The 15,007-nt window shown below is 58.6% G+C and carries 12 protein-coding genes; 8 read left to right on the top strand and 4 right to left on the bottom strand.

The window, feature by feature from the left end:
- Positions 1-88: 88 nt before the first annotated feature.
- Complete coding sequence (gene pyrE / locus ABJT94_RS07205) at positions 89-775, bottom strand: orotate phosphoribosyltransferase (protein ID WP_348474551.1); 687 nt, start codon at positions 773-775, stop codon at positions 89-91.
- 326 nt (positions 776-1,101) lie between these two features.
- On the opposite strand from pyrE, the gene ABJT94_RS07200 reads away from it, so the two are divergent.
- On the top strand, positions 1,102-1,863 hold the full coding sequence (locus ABJT94_RS07200) for an exodeoxyribonuclease III (RefSeq protein ID WP_213679701.1): 762 nt from the start codon (positions 1,102-1,104) through the stop codon (positions 1,861-1,863).
- A 474-nt stretch (positions 1,864-2,337) separates the two neighbouring features.
- Here the strand turns inward: ABJT94_RS07200 and ABJT94_RS07195 are convergent, their stop codons facing one another.
- Positions 2,338-3,834: a YifB family Mg chelatase-like AAA ATPase gene (locus ABJT94_RS07195; RefSeq protein ID WP_348474550.1), complete on the bottom strand. Its 1,497-nt coding sequence runs from the start codon at positions 3,832-3,834 to the stop codon at positions 2,338-2,340.
- Between the two features lie 171 nt (positions 3,835-4,005).
- On the opposite strand from ABJT94_RS07195, the gene ABJT94_RS07190 reads away from it, so the two are divergent.
- On the top strand, positions 4,006-4,518 hold the full coding sequence (locus ABJT94_RS07190; RefSeq protein WP_348474549.1) for a hypothetical protein: 513 nt from the start codon (positions 4,006-4,008) through the stop codon (positions 4,516-4,518).
- On the opposite strand, the gene ABJT94_RS07185 is transcribed toward ABJT94_RS07190, so the two are convergent.
- Positions 4,496-5,182: an NAD-dependent epimerase/dehydratase family protein gene (locus tag ABJT94_RS07185; RefSeq protein WP_348474548.1), complete on the bottom strand. Its 687-nt coding sequence runs from the start codon at positions 5,180-5,182 to the stop codon at positions 4,496-4,498. The genes ABJT94_RS07190 and ABJT94_RS07185 overlap by 23 nt on opposite strands.
- A complete protein-coding gene (locus ABJT94_RS07180) occupies positions 5,179-7,767 on the bottom strand; it encodes an EAL domain-containing protein (protein ID WP_348493908.1) in 2,589 nt (862 codons plus the stop codon). Before ABJT94_RS07180 ends, ABJT94_RS07185 begins: the two co-directional genes overlap by 4 nt.
- A gap of 235 nt (positions 7,768-8,002) precedes the next feature.
- On the opposite strand from ABJT94_RS07180, the gene ABJT94_RS07175 reads away from it, so the two are divergent.
- The 6 genes from ABJT94_RS07175 to ABJT94_RS07150 all read left to right on the top strand — a co-directional run bounded on the left by ABJT94_RS07175 (position 8,003) and on the right by ABJT94_RS07150 (position 14,874).
- Complete coding sequence (locus ABJT94_RS07175; RefSeq protein WP_348474546.1) at positions 8,003-8,290, top strand: GIY-YIG nuclease family protein; 288 nt, start codon at positions 8,003-8,005, stop codon at positions 8,288-8,290.
- A gap of 386 nt (positions 8,291-8,676) precedes the next feature.
- A complete protein-coding gene (ushA, locus tag ABJT94_RS07170) occupies positions 8,677-10,239 on the top strand; it encodes a bifunctional UDP-sugar hydrolase/5'-nucleotidase UshA (protein WP_348474545.1) in 1,563 nt (520 codons plus the stop codon).
- 172 nt (positions 10,240-10,411) lie between these two features.
- Positions 10,412-10,789: a DUF2750 domain-containing protein gene (locus ABJT94_RS07165; protein ID WP_348474544.1), complete on the top strand. Its 378-nt coding sequence runs from the start codon at positions 10,412-10,414 to the stop codon at positions 10,787-10,789.
- A gap of 244 nt (positions 10,790-11,033) precedes the next feature.
- Complete coding sequence (gene glyA, locus ABJT94_RS07160; protein ID WP_348474543.1) at positions 11,034-12,296, top strand: serine hydroxymethyltransferase; 1,263 nt, start codon at positions 11,034-11,036, stop codon at positions 12,294-12,296.
- A 137-nt stretch (positions 12,297-12,433) separates the two neighbouring features.
- Positions 12,434-13,345 carry a DMT family transporter gene (locus tag ABJT94_RS07155; RefSeq protein WP_348474542.1) on the top strand — a complete coding sequence of 304 codons (912 nt, stop codon included), beginning with the start codon at positions 12,434-12,436 and terminating at the stop codon, positions 13,343-13,345.
- Between the two features lie 143 nt (positions 13,346-13,488).
- Positions 13,489-14,874, top strand: a complete 1,386-nt coding sequence (locus tag ABJT94_RS07150) for an L-serine ammonia-lyase (protein ID WP_348474541.1) — start codon at positions 13,489-13,491, stop codon at positions 14,872-14,874.
- Positions 14,875-15,007: the final 133 nt, after the last annotated feature.

Below are 15,007 nucleotides of genomic sequence, written 5' to 3'. Positions count from 1 at the left end.
AGAAGTTCCAGCGTTGTCATCGGTCGGCCAAGTCAACGGGTTCCAGCTTCCTGATCAGTTTAGTTCAGTCTGCTGAATTCATCCTGAATCACACCACGCCGTAACGCGCCCGGTAAGCTTCAACGGCGGCCAGGTGCCGGGCGAAATCGGGCTGGGTGGCAACGTAGTCTATGACCTGGCTAAAAGTAATCACCGGAATGATAGGCAAGCCAAACTCGGCTTCAAGCGCCTGAATGGCCGACCGTTCTTCGCCGGGTGCTTTTTCCTGGCGGTCCATTGCCACAACCGCGCCGGCCAGTTGCGCCTTCGGGAATTGTTGCATCAGTGCCTGAACTTCCCGTATGGCGGTGCCGGCGGTGATCACGTCGTCGACAATCACGATGCGCCCTTCCAGCGGCGCCCCGACAATCTGGCCCCCCTCACCGTGGTCTTTGGCTTCTTTGCGATTGAACGCATAGGGAACGTTGCGTTCATGATCGCGCTGTAATGCCACAACGGTAGTGGTGGCCAGCGGTATACCTTTATAGGCTGGGCCGAACACCAGGTCGAAATCGAGGCCGGAACTGACCAGCGCCCGCGCATAGACCTGGCCCAGCCGACTCAGTGCCTCGCCGGTCTGGAATTGGCCGGCGTTAAAAAAATAGGGGCTGACACGGCCCGATTTCAGCGTAAATTCACCGAAGGTCAGGGCGCCGGCATCGATGGCGAAACGGATGAAATCTTGTTGCCATTGAGGGGTCGAGGCTGTACTTCCGGTCGAAAATGGTCTATCCATGGTGTTAGGCCCTTGTATCGGCTGATCTCGAAAGAGGCCCGGTCGGACCTGCTGGCGAGAGGCTTTGGACTCCCGCTGGGCGCGGCAGTATAGCGGAAAGGCCGTTTCGATTAAAAAGCAGAATGACAGAACGCGCAAAAAATAAAAAAAAGTGAGTCCCAGGGCACCGGGACAGGCTCGATGCCGATTGCATACGGCGGTTTTGCCCCAACAAAAGGTAAAAGCCGGAAAAACCTTTAAAATCAGTGACGCGATCGCCGTTCAAAGCCGTGACAGTGCGGGTTTGCGCCGATATGATACGCGCGCTTGTTGACTGGATAGACAGGATGAAAGTCGTCACCCTTAATGTAAATGGCCTGGTGAACGCTGCCCAGCGCGGTTTTTTCGAATGGTTGGAAAAGCTGGACGCGGATGTGGTGTGTGTTCAGGAGGTCCGTGCCAAGGAATATCAGTTGCCCGAGGCGTTTCTCGACGTGCCGGGCTACCATGCCTTTTTCTTCGATGCCGAAGAAGACGGCTACTCTGGTACTGCCATCTATAGCCGGGTTATGCCCAAAGCCATTATTCGCGGGCTGGGCTCGCCGCAATGGGATCTGGAAGGCCGCTTTATTCAGGCCGATTTCAATAACGTGAGCATCGCGTCCATTGCCGTGCCTTACGCTCAGACTGAAGATGAGATTGAACACAAGCTGGCCTTTCTGGAGGTGTTGCAGCAGCACATGAAGAAAACCCGGCGCAAGCGTCGCGAGTTTATCTTTGCGGGCAGCTATCAGATCGCTCATCGTTCAATCGATCTGGGCAACTGGGAAACTCATCAGCGCGAATCGGGCTTTTTACCCGAAGAACGCGCCTGGATGGACCAGGTGACTGGCCCCATCGGCTTTGTCGATGCGTTCCGCCTGATGAACCGCAAGGATCGCCAGCACACTTGGTGGCCTTTCGATGAAGCCCAGGCCAATGGCATGCGCCTCGATTACCAGATGATCACCCCCAACATTGCCGACTTTGTACTCGACGTCGGCATTCTGCGCGAGCCTCGAATCTCGCCGCACCTGCCCGTAGTCATCGAATACGACATCGATTTTTAGCCCATTTAAAGATCAAACCCCATCAAGCCCGCTGATCGCGGGCTTTTTAGTTTCGCCCAAAGATAGCCTGAGTGCGTGCCAGCCACCGGGCAGACCTATCCGGGGTCGGCGTAAATCCGTCCGTGGAGCCTAGGCCTCAGCATCCATGCTTCGGACTACCCCGGATAGGTCTACCCGGTAGCCGTCACTCGGTCAGTGGTTGCTTATTGTGTTACCCCCCACAAAGGCAAACCCGGCACTTACCTCCTCAATGCCCTCCATTACCGATATTGAGAGCTATTAAGCTCGTGGATCCGAGCTTTTTTGCTGAGTCGAAAGAAGCCTGAGACCAGTGCTGGCTACCGGGTAGACCTGACCGGGGAAGTCTGAGGCATGGATGCCGAAGTCTAGGCCCCATGGATGGGTTTATGCCGGCCCCGGTCTGGTCTACCCGGTGGCCAGCACGGCTTTATGGCTAATCAGTATAACAAGCCACTAAACCCGCATTAATTTTTCCAACTGCCGACAATTGAGCGCTTCGATCAGATCGGTGCGCTCCAGTGTCGGGCGGCCGTTCAGGTCGGAGAGGGTGCGGGCTACTTTGAGTACGCGGTGGTAGGCGCGAGCGCTGAGTCCGAGTTTGTCGAGCGCTGAGTCGAGCAGGGTTTGTTCGGCCTGACCCAACTGGCAGGCTTGCTCCAGTTGCTTGCCGGATAACTCCGCATTGGCGCAGCCCTGGCGGTCCAGTTGCCGGGCCCAGGCCTGTTCGACCCGGGCGCGGACGACGGCGCTGGATTCCTCCTCGGTATTGCGGGTCAGCAGCGCCTTGGGCAGGGCCGGCACTTCGATGTGCAGGTCGATGCGGTCCAGAAACGGGCCCGACAGGCGGGCCAGGTAGCGTTGCATTTGTTCGCGGGTGTAGCGTTGCGAGCGCGGGTCGTCCGGGCTGTAGCCGCCGGGAGTCGGGTTCATGGCTGCGACCAGTTGGAAGCGAGCCGGGAAGCTGGTTTGGCGCGCGGCCCGGGCGATGTGAACTTCACCGCTTTCCATGGGTTCGCGCAAGACGTCGAGCACGGTGCGCGGGAATTCGGCCAGTTCGTCCAGAAACAGCACCCCCCGGTGTGCCAGGGTGACTTCGCCGGGCCGTGGGATGGAGCCGCCGCCAATCAGTGCGACGCCCGAGGCGGTGTGGTGAGGTGAGCGAAACGGACGCTGGCCCCAGTTCAGGGGCAGGCCGCAGATGCTTTGTACGCTGGCGACTTCCAGTGCCTCGCGCTCGCTCAGGGCTGGTAACAGGCCCGGCAGGCGGGAGGCGAGCAGGGTTTTACCGGTGCCCGGTGGGCCGAAAAACAGTAAGTTGTGGCGTCCGGCTGCCGCGATTTCCAGCGCGCGTTTGGCGCTGTGCTGGCCTTTGACATCGGCCAGGTCGGGTTGTGGCAGCCGTTCGCTGGCTGGCTCATATTGAGCCTGCGGCAGGGGCTTCTGGCCGCTGAAATGGCTGGTGACCTGCAACAGGTGTTCGCCGTACCGGACGTCGCTGTCGCTGGCCAGTGCGGCCTCGGCGGCGTTGTCTTTGCTGGTGACCAGGCTGCGCCCGGCGTCGGTGCAGGCGATGGCAGCGGGCAAGGCGCCAGGGCCGGGCCGAAGGTCGCCGGACAGTGCCAGCTCGCCCAGGAATTCGAATTCCTCGATTTTGTCGGCTGGCAACTGATTGCTGGCGACCAGTATGCCCAGGGCAATGGCGAGGTCGAACTGTGCCCCTTGCTTGGGCAGGTCGGCCGGTCCCATATTGACGGTGATGCGCCGGTCCGGGAAGTCAAACTGACTGTTGATGATGGCGGAGCGAACCCGGTCGCGTGCTTCCTTGACGGCGGTTTCTGGCAGGCCAACCATATTGAAGGCGGGCAGACCGTTCGACAGGTGTACTTCAATGGTAACCAGCGGCGCGTCCATCCCGACGCGGGCCCGGCTGTACAGGACGGCGAGTGTCATCTTCTTCCCTGACTATTATGCTGAAGGGTGTTCGTTGTTCCGAACGCTACGTCAGCCCGGGCGGACGGGCAAGTCAGGGTGCCTGGCTCTGTGATCGAGTCGACCTTCATTGGTATGATGACCCCTGTTTTCACTTCCGCGGGTATTCCACCCCGACGTAAAGGAATTTCTGTGACCAAACCAATCAAATGGGGGCTGACGGCCGCCGTATCAGGTGTTTTGTTGTTATTGCTGGTTGTCTGGGGTGTTCAGCGCTATCAGGACCGGCTTGAACGGGAGACCCACGCACCCGAGCGGTTGCAGCAACGGCTGATGTCGGTGCAGGCGGGCGACGGTACCTTGCAGGCAGAGGATCTCGAGCAGGCCGGATTGCGGGCGCAGGAGGAGGCCCGCATCCGCCAGTTGCTGGCACAGGATCTGATGCAAACGCCGCATCCCGAACCGGACCAGGCGGTGGCGTTGCTGACGCCGGGGGCCGTCTCGCTGGTGGCAACGACGGAAGGGCTGCTGGCGGCGTTGACGCGGAGGTTGCTTGCCCTGCCTCAGACTGACTGGCAGAAGACCGTTGTTGCTGCCGATCACTGGGAACTGCTGGTGGGTGACACCTGCCTGACATTGCGTGATCGTGGCACCGACGAAGCCTATTGGCGCTGGACCTCGATCAGTCGCTGCGAAACCGACTGATTCTCTCCGATTCCCAGATATCAATCGCCGGGCCGGGTGAGCTGGCCGCAGCGACCATGGCCGCGGCAACCTGGTCCGCCGCTACAGGCCGGTACTTCAGCAGGGGACCAGACAGCGCCGGCTTGATCAGGGCACCGAACGCCGCTCCCAGGCGTTCCCCGAGCCTGAATTCTTCGCGGTTACCGAGTAGCAGCGAAGGTCGCATGATCACCAGGCGATCGAACCCGAGGGCGATCAGCTCCTGCTCGGCTTCGCCTTTGGTGCGCAGATACAGTTGGCGGCTTTGCGGGTTGGCACCGAGGCTGGATACGAACAGGCAATTTCGCACGCCCAGATCCCGCGCCCAGTGTGCGGTATTGACCACCAAGTCCCGGTCCAGCGCCACAAAGGCATCGGGCGAGCCCGCTTTTTTTAGGGTTGTCCCCAGCGCGCAGAACAGGGTGCCGCCCTGAAGATCCATGGCCGAGGCATCGGGCCAGGTCTTGAAGTCGGTGTTTACCCAGTGCAAATGGGGCTGGCGTTGAGGCTGGGGCCGGCGCGTCAGTAACCAGACCGGGTCGAACAGTGCCGGCGTCAGGCGGTGCTGCAAGGCGCTGCCAACCAGACCGGTGCCGCCCACCACCAGCGCTGTAGCAGGGTGCTGACCTGTGCTGACGCTACTCATGCCAGGCTCTCCTCATAGTCGGTCCCAGGTTGTTGCAGTTTAAGTACGTTGAAGGTGTCGGCCGGTTCCGGTTTGGCGAGATAGAAGCCCTGGAAGAAATCCACTCCCATGCCCATGAGAATCGACATGGTGGCTTCGTCGTGAACGTGTTCGGCTACGGTGCGAATGTGCAGGTCCTGACACAGCTGCACCACCCGCTTGACCAGGATGCGGTTGACCTCGCTGTCGACCAGGTGGCGGATCAGGCTGCCGTCGAGTTTGATCCAGTCCGGCTTTAACCGCATTACCCGCTCCAGGTTTGAATAGGCGCTGCCGAAGTCGTCAATCGCCAGCTTGCAACCCAGTCGTCGCAGTTCATGCAGGGTATAGGTGAAGCGGTCGAAATCGCGCAGACTGTCCGATTCGACAATTTCCAGCGTCACCCGCTCGGCGTCAACGCCCCCCTTGAGCCAGAATTTCAGCCGGTCAATCAGGGCCTCATTGGCCAGATCGCGGGCGGTAAAATTCAGCGTGAAGCCAATGTTGTGTGGCTTCATCAGGCGGAAGGTTTCGTCGATCATCACCATCGACAGGCGCGGGTAAAGCTGTGTCGGTTTGACCAGATCGAGAAAGCTGGCCGGGCTGTAAATGACGCCCTCGTGGCGCACCCGCATCAGCGCCTCGACGTGGTGAACCTGGCCCTGGCGATCAAACAACGGCTGCACATAGGGCAGAATGTCGCCACTGCCAAGCGCTGTGCGAATGCGGCTTAGCCAGATCAGCCCGTCGCGTTTGCCCCGGTCGGTTCCCGGCAGATCGATTGCCCGGGCGATGGGGAGCTGGTGCCGGTATGCATGGCGCCGTGCTTCGGAGGCCTTGATCAGTAAATCTTCCGTGCTGTGCGTCATATCTGTAGGCAATTCAGCCCGGTGGGCGGTGCCTGCGGTCAGCAGAATGGGCAATACGTTCTGCACCACCTTGTCACTGAACAGATCCGACTGGTTTTGCATGCGCTCGGTGAGCTGGGCCATGCCTTTGTAGAAGCTGTTCATCGGGCAGGCATCGGGCGCCACAACGAGAAACTCGTTGGGTGAGCCGCGAAACACCAACGCTGTGGTTGGCAGTAATTCGGTGATGTCGGTTTGGATGGAAGCGCTGAGACTGCGCAGCAACTGGTCACCCACGCTGTACCCATAGAGGTTGTTGATCTGGCGCAGATTGTTGATCTTGAGACTGCAGACCTGAACGATGGGCCAGGGGTCGTCGTCACGCAGGCACTGCAACAGGGCCACCCGGTTGGCCAGCCCGGTCACGCTGTCGGTTTCGAATTTGCGCAGCAGTTCCTGGGTGGTCCGGCGGATGTCATCTTCCAGGTTGCGGTTGACTTGGTCGAGATCCTCGACCGAGGCTTGTATTAACCGAAACAGCGGAGCCAGGGCGTGGCGTTCCAGCACCGGCATGGGGCGCTCCACTGCCGGGTCTTCGGCAATGGCGACCGTAACCAGGCTGTGTTGCAGCAATTGGGTGCGCCCCTTTTCATGCATCAGTTCGCCATAGCAAAAGACCCCGCTGAGCGGGGCCATGGCCTGAAACGGTTGCAGTTCCCGCGCGGTCTCCCGGCGGTCGAAGCGTTGCCGGGAGGCGCAATTGAAACTTAATATCAGCTCGGGACGCCGCGAATGCAACGCCTCGGCGCCCCGGTTGACCTGCTCCAATGTCATCGACGGGTGGCTGTAGGCAAAGCGAACCCGGTCGCCCTCCAGCAAGGGCGTGCTCATGATCAGGCCGCCGTCATCCAGTCGGCGTATCGGAGCGCTCAGGGTGTTCTGTTTGTCGTTGACGCGCATTAACGGGAAGTTTTCATAATGCACATCCTCGGCTGGCGCTGGGCTGGTCATCCGGTTATCGATCAGTGTCTCGGTCAGGTAGCGCTCATACAATGTCTGCGCCGATTGCTGGTCGAGCTCATAGAGGGTATTGCCAACAGCTTTGGTGACGCTCCAGGTTCGACCGATCAGGTGCCATTCCGAGTAGGATTGGGTCATGACGTCGAGGGTTTCATTGCTCAGGGTGATGGTCAGGGCATGGTGCTGCAGAAACTGACCATCGGTATAGAGCCACCCCTGGCCATCAGCGGAGCAGCAACCACCGATCAGCGCCAGATTCGGATACTTCCGGTTGACCCAATGTGCCAGGGCGGGCACGTCGCCCTGCTCGGCGCTCATAAACGTCAGCGCCAGTCGACTGTCGGTTCGGCACACCGGGTCAAACAGCCGCTCACCGAGTTCCCGTTCATCACCTTCCCAGCGCAGGTAGTTCAGGCGCAGGTCGGTACGTTCAAATGTCATGAACTGCAGCAGCAGGGACTGTTCGCGGACTTTCCCGTCGTGTATCAGTTGCGGGCCGTAAGCGCCGGCCACGGTAGCCATGGGCCAAAGCGCCTCGACCCAGGGCAGTAGGCTGGCAAGTTGGTCCGGTTGTGCGCTGGAGAAAGCCAGAATAAGCAGGCGAGCGTCATCCTCAATCGCTTTCTGAAGCGCCGCCAATTGGGCCAGGCCATCGTCAGTGTCGATTTGAATCAGGAGGGTGTGAATGCTCACTGCCATATTTTGGGCAAGTTTGTGATTGAGTTCTCGCAGTTTAGGGTAAAGCACCGTTTGAAGGAAACCCCTGCTTCTTGAAACTGAGTCGCAATTGACGATTTAGCCCTCGCTAATTGACGGCGGCGTCCATGCCGGTAACCATAACGGGCTGAAGACCATGTGCCGTTGATCACCGAGTGCCTCCGTGAAGCCTGTAGACAGTCCCTCCAACCCTCCTGACGTCAGGGGTGCCCCCGTCATGCCGACACAGGCGTCAAGCGAGCCGGAGCAGGCGTCACCCTGGTGGGTCTATCTGGTTCAATGCTGTGATGGCACTTTTTATACGGGCATCACCACTGACCCGCAGCGCCGGCTGCGCCAGCACAATGGTGAACTGGTTGGAGGAGCCCGCTATACGCGGCCGCGCCGGCCGGTCATTCTCGTTTACCAGGAGCCCTGTCGTGATCGCAGCCATGCCGGCCAGCGGGAAGCCGTTGTGCGCAAACTTAGCCGGTCACACAAGCAGGCACTCGCAACTCACCTCTGATGTACATAGCTCCGGGCCGTAGTCCGTTGTCACCAGGCTGACATAAAAGGGGGTTAGCCTCCCTGGCGCTGGCGGGGTTCTTGCCTACACTCTGGAGGCGGCCCGGCACTCTGGTTGCTGCAACCCAACAGCACAAACAGAATGATCGTACACCACGGCTCTGGCCTGGGGCGAGTGCCCGACAGGGGATCACCCACGGGGTCATCCATTGCCGGGGTTCAGCACTGCATTGGGGCTACAGACTGAATGCTTTGCACTGTTCTGAGGCCTGGTAACAAAGCCGTCATTTTCGGGTTTCGGTTTGCCAAAGAACGGGTTAAAGTGGAAATTCAGGGTTGACCAAAAGGTCAGGTCCTGCCAAAAAAAGAATGAAAGGAGACTCAAACATGAAAACGCTAGTACCTGCCTCGCTGGGCTTGACGGTCGTCCTCCTTAGCGGCTGCGCCATGATGGGTCCGAGCTACGAGCCGGACACCGACTATCAACTGACCATCCTGCATACCAATGACCACCACGGCCGTTTTTGGCGCAACAGCGACGGCGAATACGGTATGTCGGCCCGTAAAACCCTGATCGATTCCATTCGTGCTGAAGTGGCTGCTGAAGGTGGCGAAGTGCTGCTGCTGTCTGGTGGCGACATCAACACCGGTGTGCCTGAATCGGATTTACAGGATGCCGAGCCCGATTTTAAAGGCATGGCCATGCTTGAATACGACGCCATGGCCGTGGGTAACCACGAATTCGATAACCCGCGCGACGTGCTGATGCAGCAGGCAGACTGGGCCGGTTTCCCGTTCCTGTCGGCCAACATTGTCTACAAAGACAATGGAAAAGCGCTGTTCGAACCCTATGAAATGTTCAACGTCCAGGGCAACCGCATCGCCGTTGTCGGTTTTACCACCGAAGATACGGTTAGAATTGGCAACCCCGAGTACATCGGTGACCTCGACTTTCTGAGCCCGTCCACGGTCGGTCGCACGCTGATTCCCGAGCTGGATGCCAAATCCGAGCTGGTTATTGCCGTCACTCACATGGGTCACTATGCCAATGGCAACTACGGTGGCAACGCTCCGGGTGACGTGACACTGGCGCGCAATGTCGACGGTATCGATGTGATTGTCGGTGGTCACAGCCAGAATCCACTGTTCGAACCCGATGTTGTGAATAACACGCTGATTTTGCAGGCTCATGAGTGGGGCAAGTACGTTGGCCGTTTGGACCTGACCATTCGCAATGGTGAAATCGTCAACTACGAATACGACCTGATTCCGGTCAACCTGAAAGAAGACGACCAACTGTTGCGTCCGGAAATTGCCCAGAACCTGGAAATGCTTGCCATGCTGGCACCATACCAGCAAGCAGGCAGTGCTGCGCTTGATACCGTCATCGGTTCCGCAAATGGTGATTTCATTGGTGACCGCAGTGTCGTCCGTAACCAGCCAACCAATCTTGGTGTGCTGGTCGCACGCGCCCAGCGCGTAAAAACCCAGGCTGACGTGGCCGTCATGAACTCCGGCGGTATCCGTGCCGACATGGACGGTGGCGAGCTCACCTATAAAGACGTGCTGACCGTGCAGCCCTTCGGCAACATGGTGTCCTATGTCGATCTGAGCGGTTCCGAGTTGCTGGACTACCTCGACGTGGCCGCTTCCAAGCAGGCAGGCAGTGGCGCCTTTGCTCAGTTTGATGGCGTTAACTTGCGCATCAACAACGGTGAAGTAACGCGGGCCATTGTCAACGGTCGGGAAATTGATCCGAACGGTACCTATCGTCTTGCGGTGAATGCCTTTATGGCTTCCGGCGGTGATGGCTACCCGGTACTTACCGATCACCCGAACTATGTGAACACCGGCTTTGTTGACGCGGATGTCATGGTTGAGTTCATTCAGGAAAACAGCCCGCTGAACATTTCCAACTTTAACCCGGGTCTGTCGGTCGTTCGTCGCTAAACGACTCAGTGCCTTTAGTATGGAAAGGGCCGCCAAGTGCGGCCCTTTTTTTCGTCCTGCGTTCCGGCATGGCTTTTTTCAGGCGTGCTGCTACTATGGCCAGCCTTTCAGTGGAGATGCCCATTGGCGGCGAACACTGACCGTTTTCCATTCGTCCATCAGAGTTCTGCACATGACCCACTCCCTTTCCCCGGAAGAGTTTCAAGACCTTCAGGCACTGTCCGCCGCTGAGCGTTATGATTACCTGATCGAATTGTTGCAGGCGGGCCAGAGCATCTGGTCCCTGCGCAGCGACCAGGGCACGGTCCTGATGTCCAGTGATGGTCAGGATTGCCTGCCCGTCTGGCCACATACCGAGTTTGCCCAAGCCTGGGTTAACGGTGACTGGGCTGATTGCACCCCTATTGCCATTGATGCCGCTGCCTGGGAGCAACGCTGGTTGCCCGGATTGCAGGCCGATGGCATTGCTCTGGCGGTGTTTCCGAGCCAGGATGATGAAGGCGTAGTGGTCGAGCCCGACGACATGGCAGCATCGCTGTCCGCCGATTAACTTCCCGGAAGTCAGTCCATTCAGGTTGCCATGGAATGGCTGACTTTTTGGTCTTTGTTTGATCAATTTTCCGCCCCAGCGGTGGGAAACCGCCTCGCTTTAGGTACAATAGCCGCCCTCTGAAACCCTTGAGATCCTTGATCTAAAGCTGTCTTTGCGGTCAGTTTCAGTCAGTGATTATTGAGTTGTTGCGACCCGGGTCGGGGTCGGTATCGGCAGCCCATCTATACTTGTGGAGAGTGACATGTTTGAGAAAAACCAAACCATCGCCGATTTTGATGCCGACATCTGGCATGCCATGGAAGCGGAGCGCGAGCGTCAGGAAGAGCACATCGAGCTGATTGCCTCAGAAAACTACACCTCGCCACGAGTCATGCAGGCGCAGGGCTCACAACTGACCAACAAGTACGCCGAAGGTTACCCGGGTAAGCGTTACTACGGCGGGTGTGAGCACGTCGATGTGGTTGAGAACCTCGCCATCGAACGCGCCAAGCAATTGTTCGGTGCCGGCTACGCCAACGTGCAACCGCATTCCGGTTCACAGGCCAATGCTGCTGTTTTCATGGCCTTGTGCGAGCCGGGCGACACCGTGTTGGGCATGAGCCTGGCACACGGTGGTCACCTGACGCACGGTGCTTCGGTCTCGTTCTCGGGCCGCATCTACAATGCCGTGCAGTACGGTCTCAACGCCGACACTGGCGAGATCGACTACGAGCAAATGGAAGCTCTGGCGCGCGAACACAAGCCGAAGATGATCATCGCCGGTTTCTCGGCCTATTCCCGCATCGTTGACTGGGCCCGTTTCCGCACCATTGCCGATGAGGTGGGTGCTTACCTGCTGGTTGATATGGCTCACGTGGCTGGCCTGGTAGCTGCCGGGGTTTACCCGAGCCCGGTACCGTTTGCCGATGTGGTCACCACCACCACTCACAAGACCCTGCGCGGCCCACGCGGCGGCCTGATTCTGGCGCGTGAAGACGAAGAGCTGAACAAGAAGCTGAACTTTGCGGTCTTCCCGGAAAGCCAGGGTGGTCCGATGATGCACATCATCGCGGCGAAGGCGATCTGCTTCAAAGAAGCCATGTCGGATGATTACAAAGCCTATCAGGGTCAGGTGGTCAAAAACGCACAGGCCATGTGCAGTGTCTTTATCGAGCGCGGCATCAACATTGTCTCAAACGGTACCGATGACCATCTGTTCCTGGTCGACCTGATCGGCAAGGAATACACCGGTAAAGAAGCCGACGCCGCCCTTGGCGACGCCAACATCACCGTCAACAAGAACGCCGTACCCAACGACCCGCGCTCCCCCTTCGTGACCTCGGGTTTGCGCATCGGTACCCCGGCGATCACCAGCCGCGGCTTTAAAGAAGCCGAAGCCAGTGAATTGGCGGGTTGGATCTGCGACGTACTCGACGGGTTGGAAAAAGGCGATGCCAGCGCTGCAATCGCCGAGGTGAAGGCTAAGGTATTGGCCATTTGCGCCAAGCTGCCGGTATATCGCTGATTCGCTGCTCCAGCAATGGAAAAAGGGAGGCCAACGGCCTCCCTTTTTTGTAGGTGATTCTTAATTCACGTCCGGTGCTAACCCTTTGCAGTTAAACTGAAGCGTTCAAGTTACCAGTATTAAGGAATGAACAGACGATGGATAACCTGGTGTTACGCAGCCATTTGGCGTTGCTGTTAGCGATGCTGCTGTGGGGCAGTTCCTTTATTGCCCTGAAGCTAGCAGTGTATGATCTGTCGCCGATGATCGTGATTTTCATGCGTATGGCGATTGGTGCGGTGGCCTTTCTGACCGTCTGGCCCTGGTTGCGACACGGTTTTGTGTATCAGGCCGGTGACTGGAAATACCTGCTGGGTATGGCCTTGTTCGAGCCGTGCCTGTACTTCATCTTCGAAGCTCAGGCGCTGCGCTATACCAGCGCCGGTCAGGCCGGAATGATTACCGCCATGCTGCCATTGATGGTGGCCATCGCCGCTTTCTTTATTCTGAAAGAGCGCAGCGGCTGGCGCCAGTGGCTGGGGTTTGGGATTGCGGTAGTCGGTGTCGTCTGGATGACCCTGACCGGGGAAGACAGTGAGCAAGCGCCCAATGCGTTACTGGGGAACTTCCTGGAGTTTCTGGCCATGGTCAGTGCCGTTGGTTATACCCTGCTGGTCAAGCATCTGACACGGCGATATTCCGCCTTTCTGCTGACCGCCCTGCAGTCGTTTGTCGGCACGCTGTTCTTTTTTCCGCTGGCACTGGCATCGCCGTGGCCGGAACAGATTTCCCTGTCGACCTTTGGTCTGCTGATCTATCTGGGTCTGATCATTACATTGGGTGCCTATGGCCTCTACAATTATTCGCTGACGCATTTGAAGGCGACAGTTGCTGCCGGTTACACCAACCTGTTACCGGTATTCACTCTGCTGTTTTCCATGCTATTGCTCGGTGAACGATTGGTGCTCAGCCAGTGGCTGGCCATTGGGTTGGTATTTGTCGGTGTCATTCTCAGTCAGGATCGCAACCATCGGTTGCCGCCTGAAGTGCCACCCCCGGTGACGGGTTAAGCTGGCCAGCCACCGGGTTGCCATAAAGCGCTGTAAAATCGTCGGGACAATGCAATGGTCGGCTAATTAACGCCGGTGCATTGCCCTCCGGAAGGGTCTGGGTCACCTTAGATGGGCTCGACCCAATCGGCGGAGATGACAGCGTGCAACCCTATTCAGTACTGGATCTGTTTAAAGTCGGCCTGGGGCCGTCTTCCTCACACACCCTTGGCCCAATGCGGGCCGCCGAACGTTTTGTGCAACACCTGAAAGAGCAGGGCAAGCTGGACGCGGTGGTGCAGATTCGAGCGGATCTCTATGGTTCGTTAGCGCTGACCGGTATTGGCCATGGCACTGATAAAGCGGTTGTGTTGGGTCTGTGCGGGCTGGATCCCGCAACCGTCGATCCCGAAGTGGCGGACCATACGTTTTTGCAGGTGAGAACAGATGAGCGGCTGCCTTTGCCTGGCGGGCCGGTGTTGCGTTTCACCATGGGGGAATGCGTCCGCTTTTTCACCGATATTTTTCTGCCCGAACACCCCAACGGCATGCGTTTTACCGCTGAAGATGAGCACGGCATCGTACTGCTCAGTGAAACCTGGTACTCAGTGGGTGGGGGCGCCATCGCCAACGAACTGGCGAAAAACTCAGCCAAGCGCGACCTGCTGACCGAGTTTCCGGACCAAAGGCCTTACCCCTTCTTCAACGCAACTGAGTTGCTGCATCAGGCTGAGACCCACAATCTGACCATAGCCGACATCACTCTGGCCAATGAAGTGGGGCTGGGGAGTTCGGAAGAGGACGTCTTAGCCTGGGCCAATCACATCAATGAGGCCATGGTCAGTTGCATGAACCGGGGGATGGATCTGGAAGGTCCTTTGCCGGGCGGTATTCAGGTACAGCGTCGTGCGGCCCGCATGGCCCGCTCGCTGCGCAAGCAGGCCGAAGCAGACCAGCTTGGTGTAATCGACTGGGTCAGTGTTTATGCGCTGGCGGTCAATGAGGAAAACGCGGCAGGCGGTCGGGTGGTCACGGCGCCCACCAACGGTTCAGCCGGTGTGATCCCTGCGGTACTGGCTTACATTCACCATCATATGCCCCGATTAAACGCAGACGATGAGCGACGCTTTCTGATGACGGCGGCTGCCATTGGCTGGCTCTACAAGCGCAATGCGTCGATTTCCGCAGCCGAGATGGGTTGCCAGGGTGAGATTGGCGTGGCCAGTTCAATGGCAGCGGCCGGTCTGGCTGAAGTGATGGGCGGTACGGCGGCCCAGGCTGAGCATGCGGCGGAAATCGCCATGGAACATCACCTGGGCATGACCTGCGATCCCATCGGGGGGTTGGTTCAGGTGCCCTGCATAGAGCGTAATGCCTTTGGCGCCGTCAAGGCCATACAGGCCGCACGCATCGCATTGCGGGAACCGGGCGATCACTGTGTATCGCTCGATGAGGTGATCGAAACCATGCGCCAGACCGGCGAAGACATGGCCTCTAAATACAAGGAAACCGCCCAGGGTGGTCTCGCGGTCAATGTGGTGGTTTGTTGAGGCTGGGTTGATTGAGTGCCTGGAGTTCGTGCTGACTACCGGGTAGGCCTTGCCGGGGTCGGCGTAGATCCTTCCATGGAGCCTAGACCGCAGCATCCCTGCTGCGGACTACCCCGGCCAGGCCTACCCGGCA

It is taken from the genome of Saccharospirillum sp. (genome assembly GCF_039982735.1).
Classification (GTDB): Bacteria; Pseudomonadota; Gammaproteobacteria; order Pseudomonadales; family Natronospirillaceae; genus Saccharospirillum.
This window is presented reverse-complemented; position numbering and strand designations above follow the sequence as displayed.